This window comes from Rhizobium sp. AN80A, from assembly GCF_030053015.1.
Taxonomy (GTDB): domain Bacteria; phylum Pseudomonadota; class Alphaproteobacteria; order Rhizobiales; family Rhizobiaceae; genus Rhizobium; species Rhizobium metallidurans.
The window spans coordinates 85,296-104,428 of record NZ_JASJPX010000004.1 but is presented as its reverse complement, the minus strand read 5'-3'; the positions used below and the strand labels follow the sequence as shown (position 1 = coordinate 104,428).

Sequence of the window (19,133 nt, the reverse complement as noted above, 5' to 3'; positions counted from 1 at the left end):
AACTAAGTGTTGGGGAAGAGCATGTGAGAGTGCTCTCCCCCAACTTTCAGGCCGCCATTTTAGCGCAGCTGTCCGCACAGCGACGGCAAGTCGCTACACACGACTCCATGTCCCCGACGCGCTCACAATCATCGGCGCACTGAGCGCAAATCTCAGCGCATTCTCGGCACACGTGCTTGTGATGCTCTGAACCCAGGAGCATGAAATGAGCCGAAGTCCGGCAAATTTCCGCGCAGGCCATCATAAGCTTCAAATGCTTCGGCTCCGTATGTTCGCCGCCCATTTCCAAGCAGTGCCCCATAGCCATCGATAAACACTCGCGATAGCAGGCGAGACAATTGTCGATGCAGACTTTCATTTCATCTGAAATGTGATGCATGGTCATGCTTCCTTCCTACTTCGCTTCCTTGTCGAGCCAGTCAGTCATCTCGGCGATTTCCTTGGTCTGCGCGTCGATGATCTTCTGTGCGGATTTTTTGGCCCATTCGTTGTCACCATATTTCAGCTCGACCTCGGACATGCTGATCGCGCCCATGTGATGGGCGATCATCCCGCACACGAAGGCAACGTCTGCGTCCTTCTTCATCATGCCCTGCATCATGTTCATCTGCATCGACTTCATGCCTTCCATCGATGCCTTCTGATAGTCGGTCATCATGTCGCCCATGCCCATGTCACCGGACTTCATATCCATCTTTGACATGTCCATCTCGGACTTACACTTTTCCGGATAGGCCATCTCTGCGAACGACATGGCGGGCATGACAGTGAGCAATGACAAAGCGCATGCAGCGGCGAGCGAGATTCTTACGATAGTTTTCATTTTAGTTCTCCTGATTGGATACAATTTGGTACGCTTCGCAACTCAGCTTAGAAGCTTTGGGGGCGGATAGTCCGGACGAAGAAACAGCAAACTGATTGGTTGTTCGACCGCGACGAATACAACAGCCCTCCGTCTGTCTGGACCACCAAGCACGTCCACCGAGACTAAGATTGGGCAGCAAATCATGGTGGGGCAGCAAGCGTGTCCAACAGAACCTTTAGAATCGTGGCTAGATGCCAATGAAGAGATTGAAGGGCAGTGATCGGCAGATGCGCCACCCGCCAGCGCCGTTCCATGGATATTTGACAAGATGAGAAGTATCGCAAGAATTAGACACATTCTCTTTTTTATGCTGCGACCGAACATGGAAGATTTTCCCTTAGGCATGCAAGTGACGCTCCTGCGATGCTCCGGTGAATGACCCTGAGAAACGCTCAGGTTCGCCATCGGTTCCGTGAAGCGCCACCCGACAACGACTACAAATCAATTTCGTTCGACTGCCGCTCTTGACCTTGCCAGCGTTGGAACGGGCGTGTCGCAAACACTTCTGGAGGCAGCTATCACCCAGCCAAGGCCGGTATTTTCATGCTTTGTTAACCTTTTGCAGTCCGAAGAGGCGCGCAAGCAAATCATTCTGGTCATTGACGGTCCAGCCGCCTGAAAAGCCAAAGCCCTTCCGCAGCCACAGCATCGCCTCGAAACCCGCGATGGTTCGCCGCGCCGTGTTAAAGGATTGGAAACCGCCGATCTTCGGCATGTTCTTCTTCACCCGGAAATGGTCGCTCTCAATCCCCTGCTGGAGATGTTTGGTCACATAATGCACGGGATCGGGATGGAGAAGCCCATCATCAACCGACGTTTTGATCGTTGACGGGAAGGTGTTGGCCCCGTCCGTCCCAATCCTGTTCGGCGACAACAAGGGTTCATCTTTAAGCATCTTTCGGAAGAACCGCTTGGCAGCGTCGAGATCGCGCTTAGCGGTCAGCAGGAAATCCACCGGATTGCCATGCTTATCGATGGCTCGGTACAGATAGCGCCATTTGCCGCGGATCTTGACATAGGTCTCATCAATCCGGACCGAGCCGCAATGGGGTCGACGAAACTGCCGCAGCCGTTTCTCGATGACAGGTGCATAAGCCAATACCCAGCGGTTGATCGTGCTATGATCGACCTCGAAGCCCCGCTCGCGAAACATCTCTTCCAAGTCACGATAGCTGAGCGGGTAGCGCAAGTACCAGGCAACCGCCTGTACAATCAGCCAGGCCTCGAAATGCCTGCCCTTGAAATCATCCTTCGACTGGCGCTTCAGCTTTTCGGCAATGGTATTCAAAATCATCGGCTCGCTCCGCAATATCAGGAGCGGCAACTTCTCTCCCCATGGTCAACATCGAGTTAACCTGAAGAATTTGCGACAAGGCCCGGAAAAGTATCAAATTATTCCCCCGTCTGGGGGTGAAACTTTGCACGCAAGTTGCTTCTTTGAGGCAAAGGCGAAAGGTGTGTTGAACGCGCCGGTCTCGGTTCTTGTCGGCAATCCTCCATTTGAATCGTCGCTTACCACAGAGGCGGCTCTGGCCAGCGCGAAAGACTATGCGCGTACTTATGGCGGGCTTGCTGACAACCAGATTGCTTACCTGTTTCTGCACGAGGGTATGAAAATTCTCGAACCGGGTGGCGTCTTGGCAATGATCGAGCCGTCCGGGTTTCTCTATAACCAGTACGCGTCTGGCTTTCGTCAGACGTTTTTCAAGAATTGGAACGTTAGGGAGTTGCTCGACTTTGTTTCAGTGCGCGGACTATTCAAGAAAGGCGACGCAGATCCCAAGGTCGTTGTTGTGGTCAGCGAGGCCGCACCGCCACGTTCCGACAGCCGATTGCTCCACGCCGTCTTCCGGCGTAATGGCCGCGCAACGGCCGAGCAAGGTTTTGATATCGATTACTACGACCTCCATTGGGTCCAGAATTCCGATGCGGCGGAGTGCCGCGATATTTGGCGTGCCAATCTTCTTGGTGGCGGACGAGTCCACGACTTCATCAACAGACTTCGCAGTTATCCAACTCTCCGAGACTATGCAACAAAGCAACAGTGGGATTTTGGCGAGGGCTACATCGCCGGCCAGAAAGGCATTTCTAAGCCGGCGGGCCACATAGTCGGTAAACCGTTGTTGCCGACGACTGGGCTTTCCGCTGACGGAATCGATGTGAACTCCTTTGGATTCGTGCCAAAACAAGCAATCAAAGACACAAAGACCGAACGCCGCTTCACGCCGCCACTGCTCCTGATCAAAGAGCATGAGGACCTGTACCACGGACTTTGGGAAGGCCATTACCTCACGTACAAGCACGAGATTGTCGGTTTCGCGGCGCCTCGCGGGCAGGTGAAACAATTGCGTGATATCGAACAGTGGTTGAAAACAGACTCGATAGCCCTTCGCGCCTACATCGCTGGGATTAGCCCGCGTTTGTTCACCCAGCGCGCGACCGCTATTCTGAGTGCCGATGTCTTGGCACTTCCTTATTCGGAAGACCAGGATCTAGATCTCAGCGTAAATGAGAGGATCATCGCCTCCGACATCGTTGAGCATCAGCGTGACTTCATACGACTGGGCGCAGGCGCGCCTATTATGCGCACAGCTTCAATCGATGCCCTGACCTTGTTCGATGAAACCTTCACGCGGCAGATCGCAGCCGTCTATGACAGTGCGCCGATCCGCGCGCTTCCCGCGCAATGGTTCTCCGGCTCGATCTGCAAGGCCTTCGTGTTCGGAAAAGGCGAGGTTGATTGGTCCGGCACCGATGAACTGCGCAGCAAGCTGGATGCGTTGTTGAAAGAGAAGCGGGGTAGGAGCCTTACGATCACGCGCATCGTTAGGCTCTACGATGAGAATTTTCTGTTTCTGCTTAAACCGGACCGACATCGATTTTGGACCCGCTCTGTGGCGCTCCGGGATGCGGACGACGTCATGGCGGATCTGCGAGCACAGGGTTTCTGAATGCTGGCGGACCAAAGCGACTATACCGGCCACTCAGGCGTACTTAAATCAGGCATCCACCTGCCAGATGAGTGGCTCAATTCCCTTATCAAGTTCATCGCGAACGCGCTGCCAAACTGGCGCGACGACCCCGAGCGTGAGGCCGCCAGTGGCGAGACCAAGCTGACATCCCAACTCTGCTCGCGGCTGAGCAGCCTTTCTCGTCATGCGCCCGGGTGGGACATGGTGCAATTCAAGCGCGAAGAGCCGGATGAGACAGATGGACGGCGGGCAATAGATCTGACCGTTGCACCACGGGGAGATATCATCTGGATTGGTGCGCGCAGATACAGCGAATATCAGACTCTCATCCCGGTCGAATGTAAACGCTTGCCCACGCCGGTTGCGACCGACCGTGATGAGCGCGAATATCTTTTCGACAAATTCGGTACAGCTGGAGGCATTCAACGGTTTAAAGCAGGTCACCATGGAGCTGCACATGCTCGGGCTGCGATGATTGGGTATGTTCAAACCAACAATGTCGAATGGTGGCGAGACCAGTTGGAAATGTGGCTTAATGGCATCGTCCAAGAACCTGTCGATGGCTGGTTGTTGATTTGCGCTGAGAGTTGACCCGGGATTTGCGCCGAGAATTGACCCGTCCTTTAGATATCTTTCGGGTCGGGTGTTGTGGTCAAGGCCTTGGCTTTCTCCTTCCTGGTTTTGGGTTCGTGGGCTGAGCTGTTCTTGAAGCGGAAGCTGTCGTTTCCGGTTTCGAGAATGTGGCAGTGATGGGTGAGGCGATCGAGGAGTGCCGTCGTCATCTTGGCGTCCCCGAAGACGCTGGCCCATTCGCTGAAGCTCAGGTTGGTGGTGATGATGACGCTGGTGTGCTCGTAGAGTTTGCTCAGCAAGTGGAACAGCAGTGCTCCGCCTGACGCACTGAACGGCAGGTAGCCCAGTTCATCCAGGATGACGAGATCGGAATGAGTCAGCCTGTTGGCGATCTGCCCTGATCGCCCCTGAGCCTTCTCCTGCTCGAGCAGATTTACCAGCTCGACGGTTGAGAAGAACCGGACTCGCTTGTGGTGATGCTCGATGGCCTGAACGCCGATCGCGGTGGCGACATGGGTCTTGCCTGTGCCCGGGCCACCGACCAGGACGATATTGTTGGCGTCATCGAGGAAGTCGCAGCGATGGAGTTGACGCACAAGGGCCTCGTTGATCTCGCTGCTTGAGAAGTCGAAGCCGTTGAGGTCACGATAGGCAGGGAAGCGTGCCGTCTTGAGCTGGTATGCCGTCGATCTGACCTCGCGTTCCGCGGTCTCGGCCTTGAGGAGCTGCGACAGGATCGGAATGGCGGTCTCGAACGCCGGCGCTCCTTGTTCGGTCAGTTCACCGACCGCCTGAGCCATGCCGTGCATCTTCAACTGCCTAAGCATTATCACGATCGCGCCACTTGCCGGATTATGACGCATGGCGGACCTCCGACTTTCTCAGGGCATCGTAGCGTTCGACATTGGCCTTGGGCTCATTCGTGAGCACCAGGGCCTGCGGTGCGCTGATGGTCGGTGGTGTAAAGGATTTGCCATCGACGAGGCGATGCAGCAGGTTGAGGATATGCGTCTTGGTGGGAACGCCGGACTTCAGCGCCGCATCGACAGCCGAGAGCACGGCCTGCTCGTCGTGCTGAAGAACGAGAGCCAGGATATCGACCATCTCGCGATCACCTCCCGGCTTCTTGAGCAGGTGCTGCTGCAGGGTTCGGAACGTGTCTGGTAGCTCAGCAAAGGGAGCGCCGTTCCGCAGAGCGCCGGGCTTGCGCTGGACCACGGCCAGGTAATGCCGCCAATCATAGATCGTCTGACCGGGTCGATCGTGGGAGCGGTCGATGATGCGGCGATGTTCGCACACGATCTGACCTTCCGCGGCGATGACGACGCGATCAGGGTAGACCCGCAGGCTCACAGGTCGATTGGCAAAGGAAGCCGGAACGCTGTAGCGGTTGCGTTCCAGATGCACGAGGCAGGTTGGAGTGACGCGCTTGGTGTATTCGACAAAGCCGTCGAAGAGCCGGGAAACTGGCATTAACGTCCGTGCTTCTTCGGCCCAGAGATCGGCGATCGTGCCGCGCATCTTTCCGTGCTGGGTCTCCGCCCAGCATTCCTTGCAACGCGTCTCCAGCCAATCATTGAGAGCTTCAAGAGTTGGAAAGCGCGGTATCGGCTGGAAGAAGCGGTGGCGTGCATCCTGCACGTTCTTCTCGACCTGTCCTTTCTCCCAACCGGACGCCGGATTGCAGAACTCGGCCTCGAAGAGATAGTGACTGGCCATCGCCTGGAAGCGGACATTGACGTCACGATCCTTGCCGCGGCCGACCTTGTCGATCGCCGTCTTCATGTTGTCGTAGATGCCACGGCGAGGAATGCCGCCGAACACACGGAAAGCATGATTGTGGGCGTCGAACAGCATCTCGTGCGTCTGCAGGAGGTAGGCTCTGACAATGAAGGCCCTGGAATAGGCCAGCTTGGTATGGGCTATCTGCAGCTTGGTGCGCTCGTTGCCGATGATCGCCCAGTCCTCTGACCAGTCGAACTGGAAGGCCTCGCCCGGTTCAAATGCCAGCGGCACGAACGTTCCGCGCCCCGTCGTCTGTCGCTCCCTGTGCCAGTCTGCCTTCCATTCGCGAGCAAAGGCCGCGACCCGGCAATACGAGCCGTCATAACCGAGGCTCAGCAGATCGGCATGAAGCTGCTTCATCGTGCGCTTCTGTTTGCGGGGCTTGTTGGCCTCGGACTTGAGCCAGGCGGAGAGCCGGTCGGCAAACGGGTCGAGCTTGCTTGGCCGGTCCGGCACCTTGAACTTCGGCTCAACACCATCGGATCGCAGATATTTGCGGATCGTGTTCCGCGAGAGGTTCGTGCGCCGCGAGATGTCTCGGATCGAAAGCTTGTCGCGGAAATGCCAGCGTCGGATAACGCTCAATAACTCCATGATGATCACTCCAGAGCCCCCGCTTCGATGACGCGAGGGACGGTTCAAACATGGGTCAATTCTCGATGATAATATTCCGTGATCCCGGGTCAGCTCTCAGTGCAAATCAACAGGCTGGTCCACTAACGACAGACTCGATCTCGTTGAACATGATCCACTACGTCGCGTAGCAATGCTTGAATCCGAGCACGAGAGAAGGCTCGGCTTATCAGTGATCAAGATAGATCACCTTTGGATCGAGATATAGTCAGAGTTCCTGTGATATTATCTTTCGCTGCGACTTTATTCATCTAAGATCTCCTCGACATGAACCTGGGAGGGGAAAATGGGAATTGATACGCTAGCCAAGGTACCGCTTCTTTATCATTTTACGGATCGTCGCAACCTGCCGATCATCAAAGAAATGGGCGGTCTTTATCCCCTTTCTCAACTGCACGAAAAGAACGTCGAAGTGCCAGCACCCGGCGGTAATGAGTGGAGCAGGGATGCCGACGCTCTAAGAGTCTGACTCGAAAAGCCTTCAATGATATCGGTACCTTGCCAAGCGTCGTGTCAGTACCCGGATGTGAGCGATGGTGATCCAGGCCTCGGCTGATGCGACGGATTTTTCCCAATCCTTGGCCAATCTTCGGCATCTACCAAGCCACGCGAAGGTGCGCTCCACGACCCAGCGACGCGGCAGAACCTCGAAGCCTTTTGCCTTATCGGTGCGCTTGACGACCTGGAGGGTGAACTTTGCGATCTTTTGCAGGGCGCCCCTCAGCTTCGGTCCGGCATAACCACCGTCGGCGAAGATATGTCTCAGCCACGGCCAACGCTTGAGAATGGTTTTGAGGACGGCAGGCGCGCCGTCGCGATCCTGTATCTCGGCGCTGTGAACCTTGAGGCCGACCATCAATCCGAGCGTATCGACGACGATATGCCGTTTGCGTCCCTTGATCTTCTTGCCTGCGTCATAGCCTGAAATTCCACCACTTTCCGTGGTCTTCACGCTTTGGCTGTCGATCACGCCCGCAGACGGCGAGGCTTCCCGGCCCTCCAATTCACGCGCCTCCATCACCAGACGATGATTGATCCGAGCCCACAACCCTGTCGCTCGCCATTCGTAGAAGTATGACTGCACAGTTGTAAAAGGCGGAAAATCCTTCGGCAGCATTCGCCACTGGCAACCGGTCGTCGCGATGTACAGCAACGCATTCACGACTTCACGAAGATCGGTGCTGCGCGGCCTGCCCAGCCGCCGTGGTCCAGGCAGGCAAGGCCAAATCAATCCCCATTCCCGGTCCGTCAGATCGCTTGCATAGCGCATTGTGCGTCGGGCATATTGCCGACGGGTGAAATCAGTCCAGCCCATTGTGGCCTCCGTTCGTCCTAAGCAAACAAACAGAATCACAACTGGCTGATTTCACTCAACTCTTTTTCGGTCGGGCTCTAAAGGGGATGGGCAACTTCGTCCACCTTTGCTTTCGCAATACCCATCCAATGGAGTTCGTCGCACGCCAAGACGGGCGCATTACAGATACCATTTTCTTGCAAATCCACCCGTCGGTGATGCAATTCGAAGGGGTACGCTTCACCAACGACGTCGCCAACAAGGCCGGCGTCGAGTCCGTCGCAATTGCTGATGCAGAAGGTCTCGTTGACTTTGAAATCCTGTATACTAGGACGGATTGGAAAGACACCGCGATAAAGGCGCGCCTCTCCCAAGCAGAGAAATATGAGGTGCTCGTGCCCCATATCATACCGTTAGCCTATATAAGGAACATCTGACATGGCTGAGAGACCGATCTTCATTCCCACGGCCGAAGCGGATGGTTACGTTAAGCGCGTCGACCTCGAAATTCCGTGGGCGGGAGGATTTGCCGAGGTCCAGAAAAAAAGAATATCCGGTCGCTTCACGAAGCAGCGAAGAAAGCAGGCTTTACGCCGCTCCTAGAAGTTTCCAGCAAGTCGGATGAGACGGCCGGTCGCCATTTGAGCGCATTTCATCTTCGAGTTTCGGCAGGTGAACGCGACATGCCTCTGGAAAATGCTTTTCAAGGCAGCAAGGTTTTCGAGCACGGCGGCCCTTATACGGACCTTTTTGACGTCGATCCGAGGGACGCAAAGAGAGATCCACGTCTTCGAAGCTCTGGGGCGCTGAAAGCCTTCAAATTTCAGGGTTTCGAGTTTCCGTTGATTCCGACCACGGTGTTTTATGACTGGCTATATCTCAACGCGATCTTTCCGCATCGACATTGGCTGAAGAACCGTGTGGATGGGGAAAAGCGCTATGATGGTTTCTCCGACATAGAATTTAATCCAAGTAAGTCGATCAATTGCCAGGCAAAATCTTGCGCATTGTTCGTATCATTGATGCGTGAGGACAGATTCGAGGAGTATCTAGAAACTCCTTCAACATTTATAGCCGCGATGACTACCCACATGTTGGATCTCGCCGGGGCTTCAACCGCACGTCAAGCAGCCTCGATTTCAAGTTGGTTGAGCGAAGTTACGTTTTAACCAATTATCAGACAGTCCATCGTCTAGCCGATGTTACGGAGGCCGCCCGTCGGCGCATCACCGAACCTGGTGTGCGCCTCGTCGTTGTACTATGGTCTGGTTTAATATTCGCCGGTTTATCTTTTGTTTCCAAGATAGCTGGGCTGCTGATAGCTTCCGTTTAAGTTTCGTCTGCTTGAGGAAGCGATATTCCTTGTCATCGAACAGGTATCCCATCCGGTAGGCATGCTCGATAAGATCGTCGTTCGCATTAGCAGAGATATCCGCGTGAATCCGTTTCAGACCTTCAAAGAGGTTTCCCGTATCAATTCCGACGAAGCGGTTGATGCAGACATTGCCGACATAGGTTGTGGCGCCATTGAGCCGGTTGCGAATGTAGCAATGTTCCAGAATATCCTGACCGCAGGGACATTGATCAAACTCTTCACTGATCTCGACGCCGACTAAGTCCCATTCAAGCCGAGCTGTCTCGAATGCCATGGAATTCGATAGGGGCACGATGTGTGATTTGAGACGCTCAAAATTATGGCCTTCCATCAAGATCAATCCCTGCGATATCGTTCCTGTTGGGCACGCCATCGGTCGCGCGTGGTCATGTCTTCATTTTCTTCTTCGTCCTCCTCCGCGCTTTCATGCCAGAGCATGATCAAGGCAAACCCATTTTTCTGAAGGCAGACCTGTTCGCTGAGAGACGGGGCGCGCTGCCCTCGGACTACGTCGATCCACAGATCGGGAAGCTGGCTTTCGATTTCGCTTGGAACCCCGATCTGGAGATTTCTTCGGTAAAACGTCGAGCCTTGAGGAACCGACTTGTTGCGGCTTGAAACGACGAAAGGAAAGCGCGTTCGATTGTGATAGATCCGCCCAACTTTCTCATCTTTGACGACAATGAAGGCCAACGCCTCTGGGTGATACTCGGCATAGGCCCGCGCCATGGCTTCTTTGCTGACTTCAAACTTGTCCGCTAACTCGAATACATGTTCAAGGCTCGGCGAAGGATGCTTCTTGAAGGCGTCGCGCAGTTTCGGTGGCGGCATCAGGATAAGGGAAGAGAAGCGGTTCGCTTCGACTTCCATTTTCGCCCGCCGGTTGCCTTCCTTCGCGGAAAGTGCCCGGAGATCTTCCCTTGAGCAGAGGAACTGACCGTCCTTATCCGGGATGTGGTTGGCAATCAGGAAGTGACCGAGCTCGTGGCCAATGGTAAAACGGCGACGCGGCTGGTTCAGCCCCTTTCTGACGAGAATAATTCCGCGGCTCCGTACCGTGTCGGTGATCAAGCCGCCCTCAAAACCTTCTGTTTGCAACTCGGCAATTTCTTCAATCTCGAGTTGGAGCGCCAATTTCTCAATCGGCACGGGAAGCGGAAGATTGGGTTCATGCTTCAGGATCAGGCTGACGAGCCCCTCAGGCGACCCCGTGTCGGCAAGATCCATCCGCAAGATGTCCATTTACTTTCCCTTTGGTTTGAGCCTGTCCATCAGCATCTGGATTGTTTCACGGTCTTGCGGAGCGAGAGATTTAAGATCCCTATACATCGCGACTAGACCAGGCTCCTCGTCTTTCCCGTCTGGATTCTCGCCAACTAAGTCGGCAATAGCAACGCGAAAATGCGTGGCGAGTTTGGTCAGAAGTTCAATTGAGGGGTTGGTGCTTCGACCGGTCTCCAGATCATAGATATGCGTCTTGGACGCTCCAATGGCATCCGCGACGTCCTGCAAGGATTGACGGTTCTTGCCCCTGAGTTCTTTGAGCTTGGCAGCCAAAGACATGTTCGAATTACTCCCTTGAATCACTGAAGGCGCGTGCACTCGCATGCCGCGCCGTTCGGTTAATCTGTACAAAAATATAGCACAGAGCTTGACGATAGCAAGCGTTCGATTTATCTGTATGAAAATAGACGAGCAAATCTTACGGCTAGATCCCTTTTCGGGCGCAGGAGGAATGCATGTTTCACGATCATCGACTTGTCATGCGGGACGGAATGCTTATCGGCGCTCTTGAGCGGATGTGCGTCACTCTCGAAATCGCGCCGAGCCAGGTGGAGCTTGCGAAGGAGCGCTACGAAGGGGTCGGCGGATGGTTGGCGGACGCGGAGGATCCCTTGCTTAAGGCAATGGGAATTTTCCTGCAGGGATCGACCGCTATCGGAACGACCGTTAAGCCGATCGGCAGCAATGAACATGACGTCGATCTGGTAGCCCACGCGCCATATCTCGGAAACTGGGTCGAGCCGGCTGCACTGAAGAAGGCGATCGGCGACCGGTTAAAAGCGAATGGCCATTACAAGCCGCTTCTGGTGGAGATGGCGCGCTGCTGGCGGCTTGTCTACGCTAACGAATTCCATATGGATATTACCCCGTCGATTCCAAACCGAAACTGCTATATGGGCGGTGAACTTGTCCCCGATCGCGCTCTTAAGATCTGGAAGCCGTCAAATCCGAAGGGCTACAAGGCATTGTTCCTTGAGCGTGTGAAGCTTGCGCCGCGTTTCCGGGTGACGAAAAGCTTGCATACTCAGGATCGCGCACGTGCCGACATCGAACCTTTTCCTGAGCAGGTTCATTTCAAGGGCCTGTTGCAAAGGGTCGTCCAGATACTCAAGCGCCACCGGGATGTCTTCATCGCCGTCAACGAGATCGATATATCCCTGTCGCCGATTTCAGTCCTGGTGACGACGTTGGCATCCCAGAGCTATGAGTACTGCGTCAGGACCTTCACCTACGAGTCTGAACTGGATCTGCTCTTCGACGTCATCCGGCACATGACCGACTTCATCGAGACGCGCCGCGTTGACGGTCAGATGCAATGGTTTGTCTGGAACGAGACGACGAAGGGCGAGAATTTTTCCGAAAAGTGGAACGGTGATCCCAAGCGCGCCGAGATATTTTTCACCTGGCACACCAGGGCTCTGGCAGACATCAGCAGGCTGAAGGATGTGGAAGGGCTTGATGGCCTGAGGCGACAACTTGGCGACGCCTTCGGGTCCGCCCCGGCCAAGGCTGTCATAGATTCTATTACGGATGACATCTCCACCTCTCGTCAGAAGGGCACTCTTGGCGTCGCACCCCGCATCGGCCTTGTGACAGGTATGACCACGGCCACCGTCACCCCCGTTCCCGCCAACACGTTTTTTGGAAGATAGCCGCCATGCGGTTTTCCGATCCGAAGCCACTGACAGCCGCGCAGCAGTTTCTTCTACTGACGAAGAACCCGTTGTCGGCCGGGGATGGTGAACTCGGATCAGGACATTTCAGCTGGCACTATAAATCGTCACCCACGGCGCTTTCCCGCATCTATGATGCTCGGTTAGAATTTGCGGTCAATCGCTCGCCGAGAGTGTTTCTCGACAATCCTGATCTGCTGATGCTCTCCGGTGGAAATGACCTTCCGCATGTATACGACCAGAAGCCTACCCGCCTCTGTCTCTATTTGCCACGCACATATGAGTGGCAGCCCTGGATGAGGCTCGATCAGACCATCATTCCGTGGACGTCGCTCTGGCTCTTCTATTTCGAAGACTGGCTGATCGACGGCGAGTGGCGAGGCGGGGGAGAGCATCCGGAGCATCGCGATGTGGAGCAGCGTGTCAGTCGAAGCCGCTTGCAGCGACACGCACCAGTTCGAAGGGTCGGTTGAATGGCAAAGTCAAAGGTTCCCGAGAAGATCCAGCGCGCGCTCTGGGCGCGTGCGGCAGGTCGTTGCCAGTTTCGCGGTTGTAACTGCGAGCTCATCGGAGACCTTCTCACTGGCAAAGAGGACAAGATGTTTGGCTTTGTCGCGCACATCGTTGCCGACTCGCCCGAGGGGGCTCGCGGTCATCCGACAAGATCAGCACTTCTCGCCAAAGACATCACCAACCTCATGCTTCTCTGCGCCAAGTGCCATCGACTGATCGACACTGAAGCGCCGGACGACCATCCTGAGGAACTTCTGGTCCTTATGAAGGAAGAGCACGAGCGGAGGATCCGTCTGGCCAGTGGTATCCAACCGGATCGCGCTTCGCATGTCATTCGTTTCGGAGCCAACATCGGCAGAAATGACGCGCTTGTGGCAAGAGAGGATATATTCGCGTCCATGCTGCCGGAGCGCTCGCCGGCGTCATTTGAAACGATTGATCTTGAAATGCTCGGCCTCTCGCTCGACGATGCCGACGAACAGTATTGGCAGGTTCAGCAAACCAACCTTCAACGGCTGTTTGCACACAAAATCAGGGGCCGGATCGAACGACAGCAGATCGCGCATGCAAGCGTTTTCGCGCTTGCGCCTCAGCCTCTCCTGATTGAATTGGGGAGGCTACTTTGCGATATTCTACCTGCCGAGGTTCATCAACGCCACAGAGAGCCGGCGACATGGAAGTGGCAGAACGACAGCGCTCCGATCGATTTCCTAGTTGAGACGCCGACTGAGATTCATTCAAAGGTGGCTCTGATTTTAGGGTTGAGCGCGACGGTGTCGAGGGACCGCATAGTTTCGGTTCTGGGCGACGATGTTTCGGTTTGGTCGATCACTGTGAGCTCTCCACACAATGACATCATGCGGAACTCTGGGGACCTCTCACTTTTTCGCCAGGAACTGAGGCGGCTTTTCAACCGTATAAAATCCGCGCACGGAGAGGGAGCGACAATCAATGTGTTCCCGGCCTTGCCAGTGTCCGCGGCGGTAGAAGTGGGGCGTGTCTGGATGCCGAAGGCTGATTTGCCGATGAATGTGTTTGATCAAAATCGCCGGGCGGGCGGGTTTGTCTCTGCTCTGCGCATCCAGTGAAAAAGCGGGTCGCAAAGTTCGAACTGGTTCAAGACCTGAACTGTTAGTGAGGAAATCCTTGAACCTGCAATCAAGAGGAATCCGTAATTCGTCGTCATTTCTGCTTTCGCTGCGGGTTACCGATAGCCTCGCGTTTTCGGTTACGTTTCCGCCCATTGCCGGTGATTGCGGACATGCCTCGCGTTTCATCAGCCAGACGAAACGCACCCACAGGCTCGACGCGCGAGCCAGTGAAGTACTAAGCTGACAAGATACGCAGGGTTTTAAAACCTGGCCTACTCCATGATTTCCGCGACGCGCTTTGCGGTAAGGCACCCCAGACAAGGCGCATGTTGAGGTGCCGGTCATGCCCCTGTGACAAGTGTCCATGCCATTCCCGCTAGAGCGCAGACGAGCAGTGTCGCGATGACCGATGCTTTGAAGCGGAAGATCGCAACGGCCGCAGCGATCGACAGTACAAGAGCCGGAAAGACGAGAGACCCGATTACCGGAATGTCGAGAGAGACCGGTCCGATGTGCCAGGCAGTCGTCAGGACAAACAGGGTGTGGAGCGCGAACCAGACGGCCAGATTCAGGATGACGCCGACGACGGCGGCGGTGATTGCCGACAACGCACCTGTCAAAGCGACGTTGCCGCGCAGTTTTTCGATGAACGGAGCGCCGAGGAATATCCAGAGGAAACACGGGATGAACGTCACCCACGTGGTCAGGATCGCCGCCAGCGTTGCCGCTGCCATCGGATTGAGCGACCCTGGATCACGGTATGCGCCCATGAAGCCGACGAACTCGACAACCATGATCAGCGGCCCCGGTGTGGTTTCGGCCATGCCAAGTCCGTCGAGCATCTCGCCGGGTTTCAGCCACCCGAAATTCTGCACCGCCTCCTGCGCCACGTAGGCCAGAACCGCATAGGCTCCGCCAAACGTCACCACCGCCTTCTTGCTGAAAAAGACGCCGATCTGGGTGAAGGGCCTTGTCGCAAATTCTTCAGGTTAACTCGATGTTGACCATGGGGAGAGAAGTTGCCGCTCCTGATATTGCGGAGCGAGCCGATGATTTTGAATACCATTGCCGAAAAGCTGAAGCGCCAGTCGAAGGATGATTTCAAGGGCAGGCATTTCGAGGCCTGGCTGATTGTACAGGCGGTTGCCTGGTACTTGCGCTACCCGCTCAGCTATCGTGACTTGGAAGAGATGTTTCGCGAGCGGGGCTTCGAGGTCGATCATAGCACGATCAACCGCTGGGTATTGGCTTATGCACCTGTCATCGAGAAACGGCTGCGGCAGTTTCGTCGACCCCATTGCGGCTCGGTCCGGATTGATGAGACCTATGTCAAGATCCGCGGCAAATGGCGCTATCTGTACCGAGCCATCGATAAGCATGGCAATCCGGTGGATTTCCTGCTGACCGCTAAGCGCGATCTCGACGCTGCCAAGCGGTTCTTCCGAAAGATGCTTAAAGATGAACCCTTGTTGTCGCCGAACAGGATTGGGACGGACGGGGCCAACACCTTCCCGTCAACGATCAAAACGTCGGTTGATGATGGGCTTCTCCATCCCGATCCCGTGCATTATGTGACCAAACATCTCCAGCAGGGGATTGAGAGCGACCATTTCCGGGTGAAGAAGAACATGCCGAAGATCGGCGGTTTCCAATCCTTTAACACGGCGCGGCGAACCATCGCGGGTTTCGAGGCGATGCTGTGGCTGCGGAAGGGCTTTGGCTTTTCAGGCGGCTGGACCGTCAATGACCAGAATGATTTGCTTGCGCGCCTCTTCGGACTGCAAAAGGTTAACAAAGCATGAAAATACCGGCCTTGGCTGGGTGATAGCTGCCTCCAGAAGTGTTTGCGACACGCCCTCTGCAACAGGGTCACGCTGCGATCGTCCAACTCGTCTCGACGGGCGCGGCTTTGACCGAGCGCCGGCTGGCGCAGATCCCGACCGAGGAATGGGGTGATCTTCAGGTCGACGTGACGCCGCGGGAATATGTCATCGACTACCTGATGCACTCCTTTCCGGTTCAGCTCTTCGAGGAATTCTCAGATGCTGACGGCAATCTTAGTTCCCGGCCGGTTCATGACGCGAACGGGAACCCGGTCATCTGCCGGGAGGCGGAACGTCGGCGCGACGAGCTGGTCGAAACCTTGGGCAGCCTGCCGGCGATCCCGACGGCCCTCGACCAGATCGTCCAGCATTTCGGCACCAGCCAGGTCGCCGAGATCACCGGCCGCTCGCGCCGCATCGTCCGCCGCGAGGACAGCGGCTCCATCGCCCGCTATGCCGTGCAGAACCGGCCGGGCAGCGCCAATCTCGACGAGGCCCGCGCCTTCATGGACGACGAAAAAGGCATTCTCGTCTTCAGCGACGCCGGCGGGACCGGCAGATCCTACCACGCGGATCTTTCCGCCAAGAACCAGCGCCTGCGTCTTCACAACCTTCTGGAAGCGGGTTGGCGCGCCGACGTGGCGATCCAGGGTCTTGGGCGCAGCCATCGCACCAACCAGAAACAGCCGCCCCGGTTTCGGATGATTGCCACCAACGTCAAGGCGGAGAGGCGGTTCTTGTCGACCATCGCCCGGCGTCTCGACACGCTTGGCGCCATCACCCGGGGACAGCGCCAGACCGGCGGGCAGGGGATGTTTCGCAGCGAAGACAATCTCGAATCCCAATATGCCCGCGACACGCTGCGACAATTCTACGGCCTGCTGCATGCCGGCAGGATCGAAGGTTGCTCGCTGGAGAAGTTCGAAAGTATCACCGGCCTGTCGCTCACCTCGGAGGAGGGCGGACTGAAGGACGAACTCCCGCCCATCCAGACCTTCCTCAATCGCATGCTGGCGCTGACCATCGCTATGCAGAACCTGCTGTTCGAGGCCTTCGAGCAGCTGCTGGCCGCCCGCATCGAGGGCGCGATCGCCGCCGGCATCTATGACAAAGGCCTGGAGACGATCACCGCCGACAGCATGACAATCGCCGCTCGGCGGCTGATCTACACGCATCCGGTCACCGGCGCGCAGTCGCACCTGCTGACCATCGAGCGGAGGGATCGCAATGCGCCGATGCTGCTCCATGATGTGCAGGCTCTGGTCGGTCGCGATCCCCGCGCGAAGCTGATGATCAACGGCAAGTCAGGCCGGCCGGCGGTGATGGTCCCGACCCGCTCCATCATGCTGGACGACGGTTCGGTCCAGCCAAGGGTGTCGCTGATCCGGCCGATGGACGAGCTCCGCTTCGAAGTCCGGCAGCTCGAAGAGACGAATTGGGCGGAGGCGGACGAACACGCTTTCGTCCTCGCCTGGAACACCGAAGTCGCTTCCGTGCCGAAATTCTCGACCTCGACGATGCACATCGTCAGCGGGTTGTTGCTGCCGATCTGGAGATTGCTGCCGCAGGATTTTTGCCGGGTACGGCGTCTGCAAACCGATGACGGCGAACGGATCGTTGGCCGCGTCATTGCTCCGGATCGGCTCGCTGGCCTTTGCCGCAACTTCGGGATCGATCAGACGGAAGTATTGAGCGGCGACCAAGCCTGGACGGCGCTGGTGCACGGATCCTCGATCATCGGCCTTGCCGCTGACATGACACTCCGCCGCGTGCGGGTGATGAACGAGTACCGCGTCGAATTGACCGGCTTTACCGACGGCATGCGAGACTGGCTGCGGTCGATCGGTCTGTTCTCCGAGATGATCAATTGGAAGCTGCGCTTTTTTGTGCCGACGACAGATGAGGGTGCGGGGATCCTGTCGAAGCTGATGCAGCGTCATCGCCTCATCGATGTCGCGCGCCGGTCGTGAGGGAGGTCTGCCATGCTTTCCGCGTCGGATCTGGCGGACCGTCTCGCGCAAGACGCAGAGGCGGTCTGCCGTCACTATCTTTCCGCCGGCCACCGCGCCGGCAACTACTGGCTCGTCGGCGACGTCGCCAACAGCAGGGGCCGGTCGCTCTATGTGCATCTGATCGGCCCGCGTGCTGGGCGGTGGACGGATGCGGCGACCGGTCAGTTTGGTGACCTGCTCGATCTCGTCCGCGAGGCCTGCGGTCTCGTGGACTTCCGTGACGTTGCCGAGGAGGCGCGCCATTTTCTCAGTCTGCCCCAGCCCGAACCGGTGTCGGACCTCAGGGGCGACGTAAGTGACGCCTTTCCGGTCGAGCGGCCGGCGATAGAGCGGGCACGACGGCTGTTTCGAATGACGCAGCCGTTGGCGGGTACGCTCGCCGACATCTATCTGCGCGAACGCGGCATTCTGCGGGCGTCCACCCATGGTGCGCTCCGTTTCCATCCGTCCTGCTATTATCGCGATCTCGTCACCGCTCGGACGACCAGCTTTCCGGCTCTCATTGCGGCAGTGACCGATGCGGCCGGAGCCATCACCGGCGTGCACCGCAGCTGGCTCGATCCCGATGGCGTCGGCAAGGCCAAGGTGGACAATCCCCGCCGCGCACTCGGCAGGCTGCTCGGTAATGGCGTACGTTTCCGCTTTCCCGTCACCGATCCTGTACCAGTCCTGGCGGCGGGCGAGGGCCTCGAAACCATGCTGTCGCTCTCGCACGTGATGCCAGGCATGCCGATGGTCGCCGCCCTGACGGCCAATCATCTCGCGGGCTTTCACTTCCCGCCCGGATGCCGGCGTATCTATATCGCGGCCGACGCGGATGCCGCAGGCCGGCATGGGCTCGAGGGATTGAGCCGACGGGCGCAGGAATGCGGGATCCTGCCGCTGGTGCTGTCGCCGGAACTCGGCGACTTCAACGAGGATCTGCGCCGGCTGGGTCCCGGCCGGCTGACCGCAAGCCTCAAGGCTCAACTCACTCCGGAAGATGCGGTGGCCTTCCTGCCCTGATGAGGCTTGTCGGAAGGAGCACAGGCGGGATTGCTGCAGCGCGGGTGAGAGGACGGTCCGTGGTGCCGGCTCGCTCCCCGTGTGAATGCGCGCCCGCGGGCCTGCCGAGAGGCGACCCTTATCACGCGGGCCTCCGGGCCTTCAGCGGGTCGGTCGGGTTTCTTCCCCTGCCGGGCCATTTCCGCGCATCGGCTCCTCCGAAAACCGGTTCCCACTTTTCGGGCCGATGCGATGG

At 56.9% G+C, this 19,133-nt stretch carries 19 protein-coding genes and 2 pseudogenes; 11 read left to right on the top strand and 10 right to left on the bottom strand.

The features are described 5' to 3' along the window. Positions 1 to 46: 46 nt before the first annotated feature. The 3 genes from P3R82_RS30115 to P3R82_RS30105 all read right to left on the bottom strand — a co-directional run bounded on the left by P3R82_RS30115 (position 47) and on the right by P3R82_RS30105 (position 2,159). Positions 47 to 379: a four-helix bundle copper-binding protein gene (locus P3R82_RS30115; RefSeq protein ID WP_041700177.1), complete on the bottom strand. Its 333-nt coding sequence runs from the start codon at positions 377 to 379 to the stop codon at positions 47 to 49. A gap of 15 nt (positions 380 to 394) precedes the next feature. Then, positions 395 to 823 (bottom strand): DUF305 domain-containing protein, encoded by a 429-nt coding sequence (locus tag P3R82_RS30110; protein ID WP_012653051.1) that lies wholly within the window; start codon positions 821 to 823, stop codon positions 395 to 397. Between the two features lie 583 nt (positions 824 to 1,406). Then, positions 1,407 to 2,159 carry an IS6 family transposase gene (locus P3R82_RS30105; RefSeq protein WP_000602738.1) on the bottom strand — a complete coding sequence of 251 codons (753 nt, stop codon included), beginning with the start codon at positions 2,157 to 2,159 and terminating at the stop codon, positions 1,407 to 1,409. Between P3R82_RS30105 and P3R82_RS30100 the strand changes: the two genes are divergently transcribed. Together P3R82_RS30100 and P3R82_RS30095 are read left to right on the top strand one after the other, a co-directional pair. Beyond that, a complete protein-coding gene (locus tag P3R82_RS30100; protein ID WP_283196482.1) occupies positions 2,143 to 3,816 on the top strand; it encodes an Eco57I restriction-modification methylase domain-containing protein in 1,674 nt (557 codons plus the stop codon). The two genes, P3R82_RS30105 and P3R82_RS30100, sit on opposite strands and share 17 nt — an antisense overlap. Continuing rightward, positions 3,817 to 4,428, top strand: coding sequence for a hypothetical protein (locus P3R82_RS30095; protein WP_283196481.1), 612 nt, complete (start codon positions 3,817 to 3,819; stop codon positions 4,426 to 4,428). It begins immediately after the preceding gene. A 32-nt stretch (positions 4,429 to 4,460) separates the two neighbouring features. Here the strand turns inward: P3R82_RS30095 and istB are convergent, their stop codons facing one another. Together istB and istA are read right to left on the bottom strand one after the other, a co-directional pair. Beyond that, on the bottom strand, positions 4,461 to 5,273 hold the full coding sequence (gene istB / locus P3R82_RS30090) for an IS21-like element helper ATPase IstB (protein ID WP_283196480.1): 813 nt from the start codon (positions 5,271 to 5,273) through the stop codon (positions 4,461 to 4,463). Beyond that, positions 5,263 to 6,789 (bottom strand): IS21 family transposase, encoded by a 1,527-nt coding sequence (gene istA / locus P3R82_RS30085; RefSeq protein WP_283196479.1) that lies wholly within the window; start codon positions 6,787 to 6,789, stop codon positions 5,263 to 5,265. Before istA ends, istB begins: the two co-directional genes overlap by 11 nt. Before the next feature lie 325 nt (positions 6,790 to 7,114). Here istA and P3R82_RS30080 point away from each other — a divergent pair, with 325 nt between their 5' ends. Continuing rightward, positions 7,115 to 7,297 carry a hypothetical protein gene (locus P3R82_RS30080; RefSeq protein ID WP_283196478.1) on the top strand — a complete coding sequence of 61 codons (183 nt, stop codon included), beginning with the start codon at positions 7,115 to 7,117 and terminating at the stop codon, positions 7,295 to 7,297. Between the two features lie 12 nt (positions 7,298 to 7,309). On the opposite strand, the gene P3R82_RS30075 is transcribed toward P3R82_RS30080, so the two are convergent. Beyond that, on the bottom strand, positions 7,310 to 8,143 hold the full coding sequence (locus P3R82_RS30075) for an IS5 family transposase (protein WP_283193952.1): 834 nt from the start codon (positions 8,141 to 8,143) through the stop codon (positions 7,310 to 7,312). An 86-nt stretch (positions 8,144 to 8,229) separates the two neighbouring features. On the opposite strand from P3R82_RS30075, the gene P3R82_RS30070 reads away from it, so the two are divergent. Together P3R82_RS30070 and P3R82_RS30065 are read left to right on the top strand one after the other, a co-directional pair. Next, entirely contained in the window at positions 8,230 to 8,559 is a 330-nt protein-coding gene (locus tag P3R82_RS30070) for a DarT ssDNA thymidine ADP-ribosyltransferase family protein (protein ID WP_283196477.1), read from the top strand. 75 nt (positions 8,560 to 8,634) lie between these two features. After that, entirely contained in the window at positions 8,635 to 9,291 is a 657-nt protein-coding gene (locus P3R82_RS30065; protein ID WP_283196476.1) for a hypothetical protein, read from the top strand. A gap of 57 nt (positions 9,292 to 9,348) precedes the next feature. Here P3R82_RS30065 and P3R82_RS30060 read toward each other — a convergent pair whose 3' ends face one another. The 3 genes from P3R82_RS30060 to P3R82_RS30050 are packed head-to-tail and all read right to left on the bottom strand — an operon-like array spanning position 9,349 to position 11,060. Continuing rightward, on the bottom strand, positions 9,349 to 9,828 hold the full coding sequence (locus P3R82_RS30060; protein WP_283196475.1) for a hypothetical protein: 480 nt from the start codon (positions 9,826 to 9,828) through the stop codon (positions 9,349 to 9,351). A gap of 5 nt (positions 9,829 to 9,833) precedes the next feature. After that, a complete protein-coding gene (locus P3R82_RS30055) occupies positions 9,834 to 10,739 on the bottom strand; it encodes an ImmA/IrrE family metallo-endopeptidase (RefSeq protein ID WP_283196474.1) in 906 nt (301 codons plus the stop codon). Next, positions 10,740 to 11,060 (bottom strand): helix-turn-helix transcriptional regulator, encoded by a 321-nt coding sequence (locus tag P3R82_RS30050; RefSeq protein ID WP_283196473.1) that lies wholly within the window; start codon positions 11,058 to 11,060, stop codon positions 10,740 to 10,742. A gap of 176 nt (positions 11,061 to 11,236) precedes the next feature. Here P3R82_RS30050 and P3R82_RS30045 point away from each other — a divergent pair, with 176 nt between their 5' ends. From P3R82_RS30045 to P3R82_RS30035, 3 genes are read left to right on the top strand one after another with little or no spacing between them, the layout of a single operon-like run. After that, positions 11,237 to 12,433 carry a nucleotidyltransferase gene (locus P3R82_RS30045; protein WP_283196472.1) on the top strand — a complete coding sequence of 399 codons (1,197 nt, stop codon included), beginning with the start codon at positions 11,237 to 11,239 and terminating at the stop codon, positions 12,431 to 12,433. Positions 12,434 to 12,438: 5 nt separating this feature from the next. Continuing rightward, entirely contained in the window at positions 12,439 to 12,927 is a 489-nt protein-coding gene (locus P3R82_RS30040; RefSeq protein ID WP_283196471.1) for a hypothetical protein, read from the top strand. Beyond that, positions 12,928 to 14,055, top strand: a complete 1,128-nt coding sequence (locus P3R82_RS30035) for an HNH endonuclease (protein ID WP_283196470.1) — start codon at positions 12,928 to 12,930, stop codon at positions 14,053 to 14,055. Positions 14,056 to 14,399: 344 nt separating this feature from the next. Here P3R82_RS30035 and P3R82_RS30030 read toward each other — a convergent pair. Next, positions 14,400 to 15,023: pseudogene (locus P3R82_RS30030) on the bottom strand (chromate transporter); the annotation flags it as partial. An 84-nt stretch (positions 15,024 to 15,107) separates the two neighbouring features. Between P3R82_RS30030 and P3R82_RS30025 the strand changes: the two are divergent. The 3 genes and pseudogenes from P3R82_RS30025 to P3R82_RS30015 all read left to right on the top strand — a co-directional run bounded on the left by P3R82_RS30025 (position 15,108) and on the right by P3R82_RS30015 (position 18,898). Beyond that, positions 15,108 to 15,860, top strand: a complete 753-nt coding sequence (locus P3R82_RS30025) for an IS6 family transposase (protein WP_000602738.1) — start codon at positions 15,108 to 15,110, stop codon at positions 15,858 to 15,860. 56 nt (positions 15,861 to 15,916) lie between these two features. Then, positions 15,917 to 17,851 (top strand): annotated as a pseudogene (locus P3R82_RS30020) (strawberry notch C-terminal domain-containing protein); the annotation flags it as partial. Between the two features lie 12 nt (positions 17,852 to 17,863). Next, entirely contained in the window at positions 17,864 to 18,898 is a 1,035-nt protein-coding gene (locus P3R82_RS30015) for a toprim domain-containing protein (protein ID WP_183902480.1), read from the top strand. The last annotated feature ends 235 nt before the right edge of the window (positions 18,899 to 19,133 follow it).

Bases quoted from the DNA above. Each gene is read 5' to 3' on its own strand.
- P3R82_RS30115 (WP_041700177.1), bottom strand. From the start codon at position 379: ATGCATCACATTTCAGATGAAATGAAAGTCTGCATCGACAATTGTCTC.
- P3R82_RS30110 (WP_012653051.1), bottom strand. From the start codon at position 823: ATGAAAACTATCGTAAGAATCTCGCTCGCCGCTGCATGCGCTTTGTCA.
- P3R82_RS30100 (WP_283196482.1), top strand. From the start codon at position 2,143: ATGGTATTCAAAATCATCGGCTCGCTCCGCAATATCAGGAGCGGCAAC.
- P3R82_RS30105 (WP_000602738.1), bottom strand. From the start codon at position 2,159: ATGATTTTGAATACCATTGCCGAAAAGCTGAAGCGCCAGTCGAAGGAT.
- P3R82_RS30095 (WP_283196481.1), top strand. From the start codon at position 3,817: ATGCTGGCGGACCAAAGCGACTATACCGGCCACTCAGGCGTACTTAAA.
- istB (WP_283196480.1), bottom strand. From the start codon at position 5,273: ATGCGTCATAATCCGGCAAGTGGCGCGATCGTGATAATGCTTAGGCAG.
- istA (WP_283196479.1), bottom strand. From the start codon at position 6,789: ATGGAGTTATTGAGCGTTATCCGACGCTGGCATTTCCGCGACAAGCTT.
- P3R82_RS30080 (WP_283196478.1), top strand. From the start codon at position 7,115: ATGGGAATTGATACGCTAGCCAAGGTACCGCTTCTTTATCATTTTACG.
- P3R82_RS30075 (WP_283193952.1), bottom strand. From the start codon at position 8,143: ATGGGCTGGACTGATTTCACCCGTCGGCAATATGCCCGACGCACAATG.
- P3R82_RS30070 (WP_283196477.1), top strand. From the start codon at position 8,230: ATGGGCAACTTCGTCCACCTTTGCTTTCGCAATACCCATCCAATGGAG.
- P3R82_RS30060 (WP_283196475.1), bottom strand. From the start codon at position 9,828: ATGGAAGGCCATAATTTTGAGCGTCTCAAATCACACATCGTGCCCCTA.
- P3R82_RS30055 (WP_283196474.1), bottom strand. From the start codon at position 10,739: ATGGACATCTTGCGGATGGATCTTGCCGACACGGGGTCGCCTGAGGGG.
- P3R82_RS30050 (WP_283196473.1), bottom strand. From the start codon at position 11,060: ATGTCTTTGGCTGCCAAGCTCAAAGAACTCAGGGGCAAGAACCGTCAA.
- P3R82_RS30045 (WP_283196472.1), top strand. From the start codon at position 11,237: ATGTTTCACGATCATCGACTTGTCATGCGGGACGGAATGCTTATCGGC.
- P3R82_RS30040 (WP_283196471.1), top strand. From the start codon at position 12,439: ATGCGGTTTTCCGATCCGAAGCCACTGACAGCCGCGCAGCAGTTTCTT.
- P3R82_RS30035 (WP_283196470.1), top strand. From the start codon at position 12,928: ATGGCAAAGTCAAAGGTTCCCGAGAAGATCCAGCGCGCGCTCTGGGCG.
- P3R82_RS30025 (WP_000602738.1), top strand. From the start codon at position 15,108: ATGATTTTGAATACCATTGCCGAAAAGCTGAAGCGCCAGTCGAAGGAT.
- P3R82_RS30015 (WP_183902480.1), top strand. From the start codon at position 17,864: ATGCTTTCCGCGTCGGATCTGGCGGACCGTCTCGCGCAAGACGCAGAG.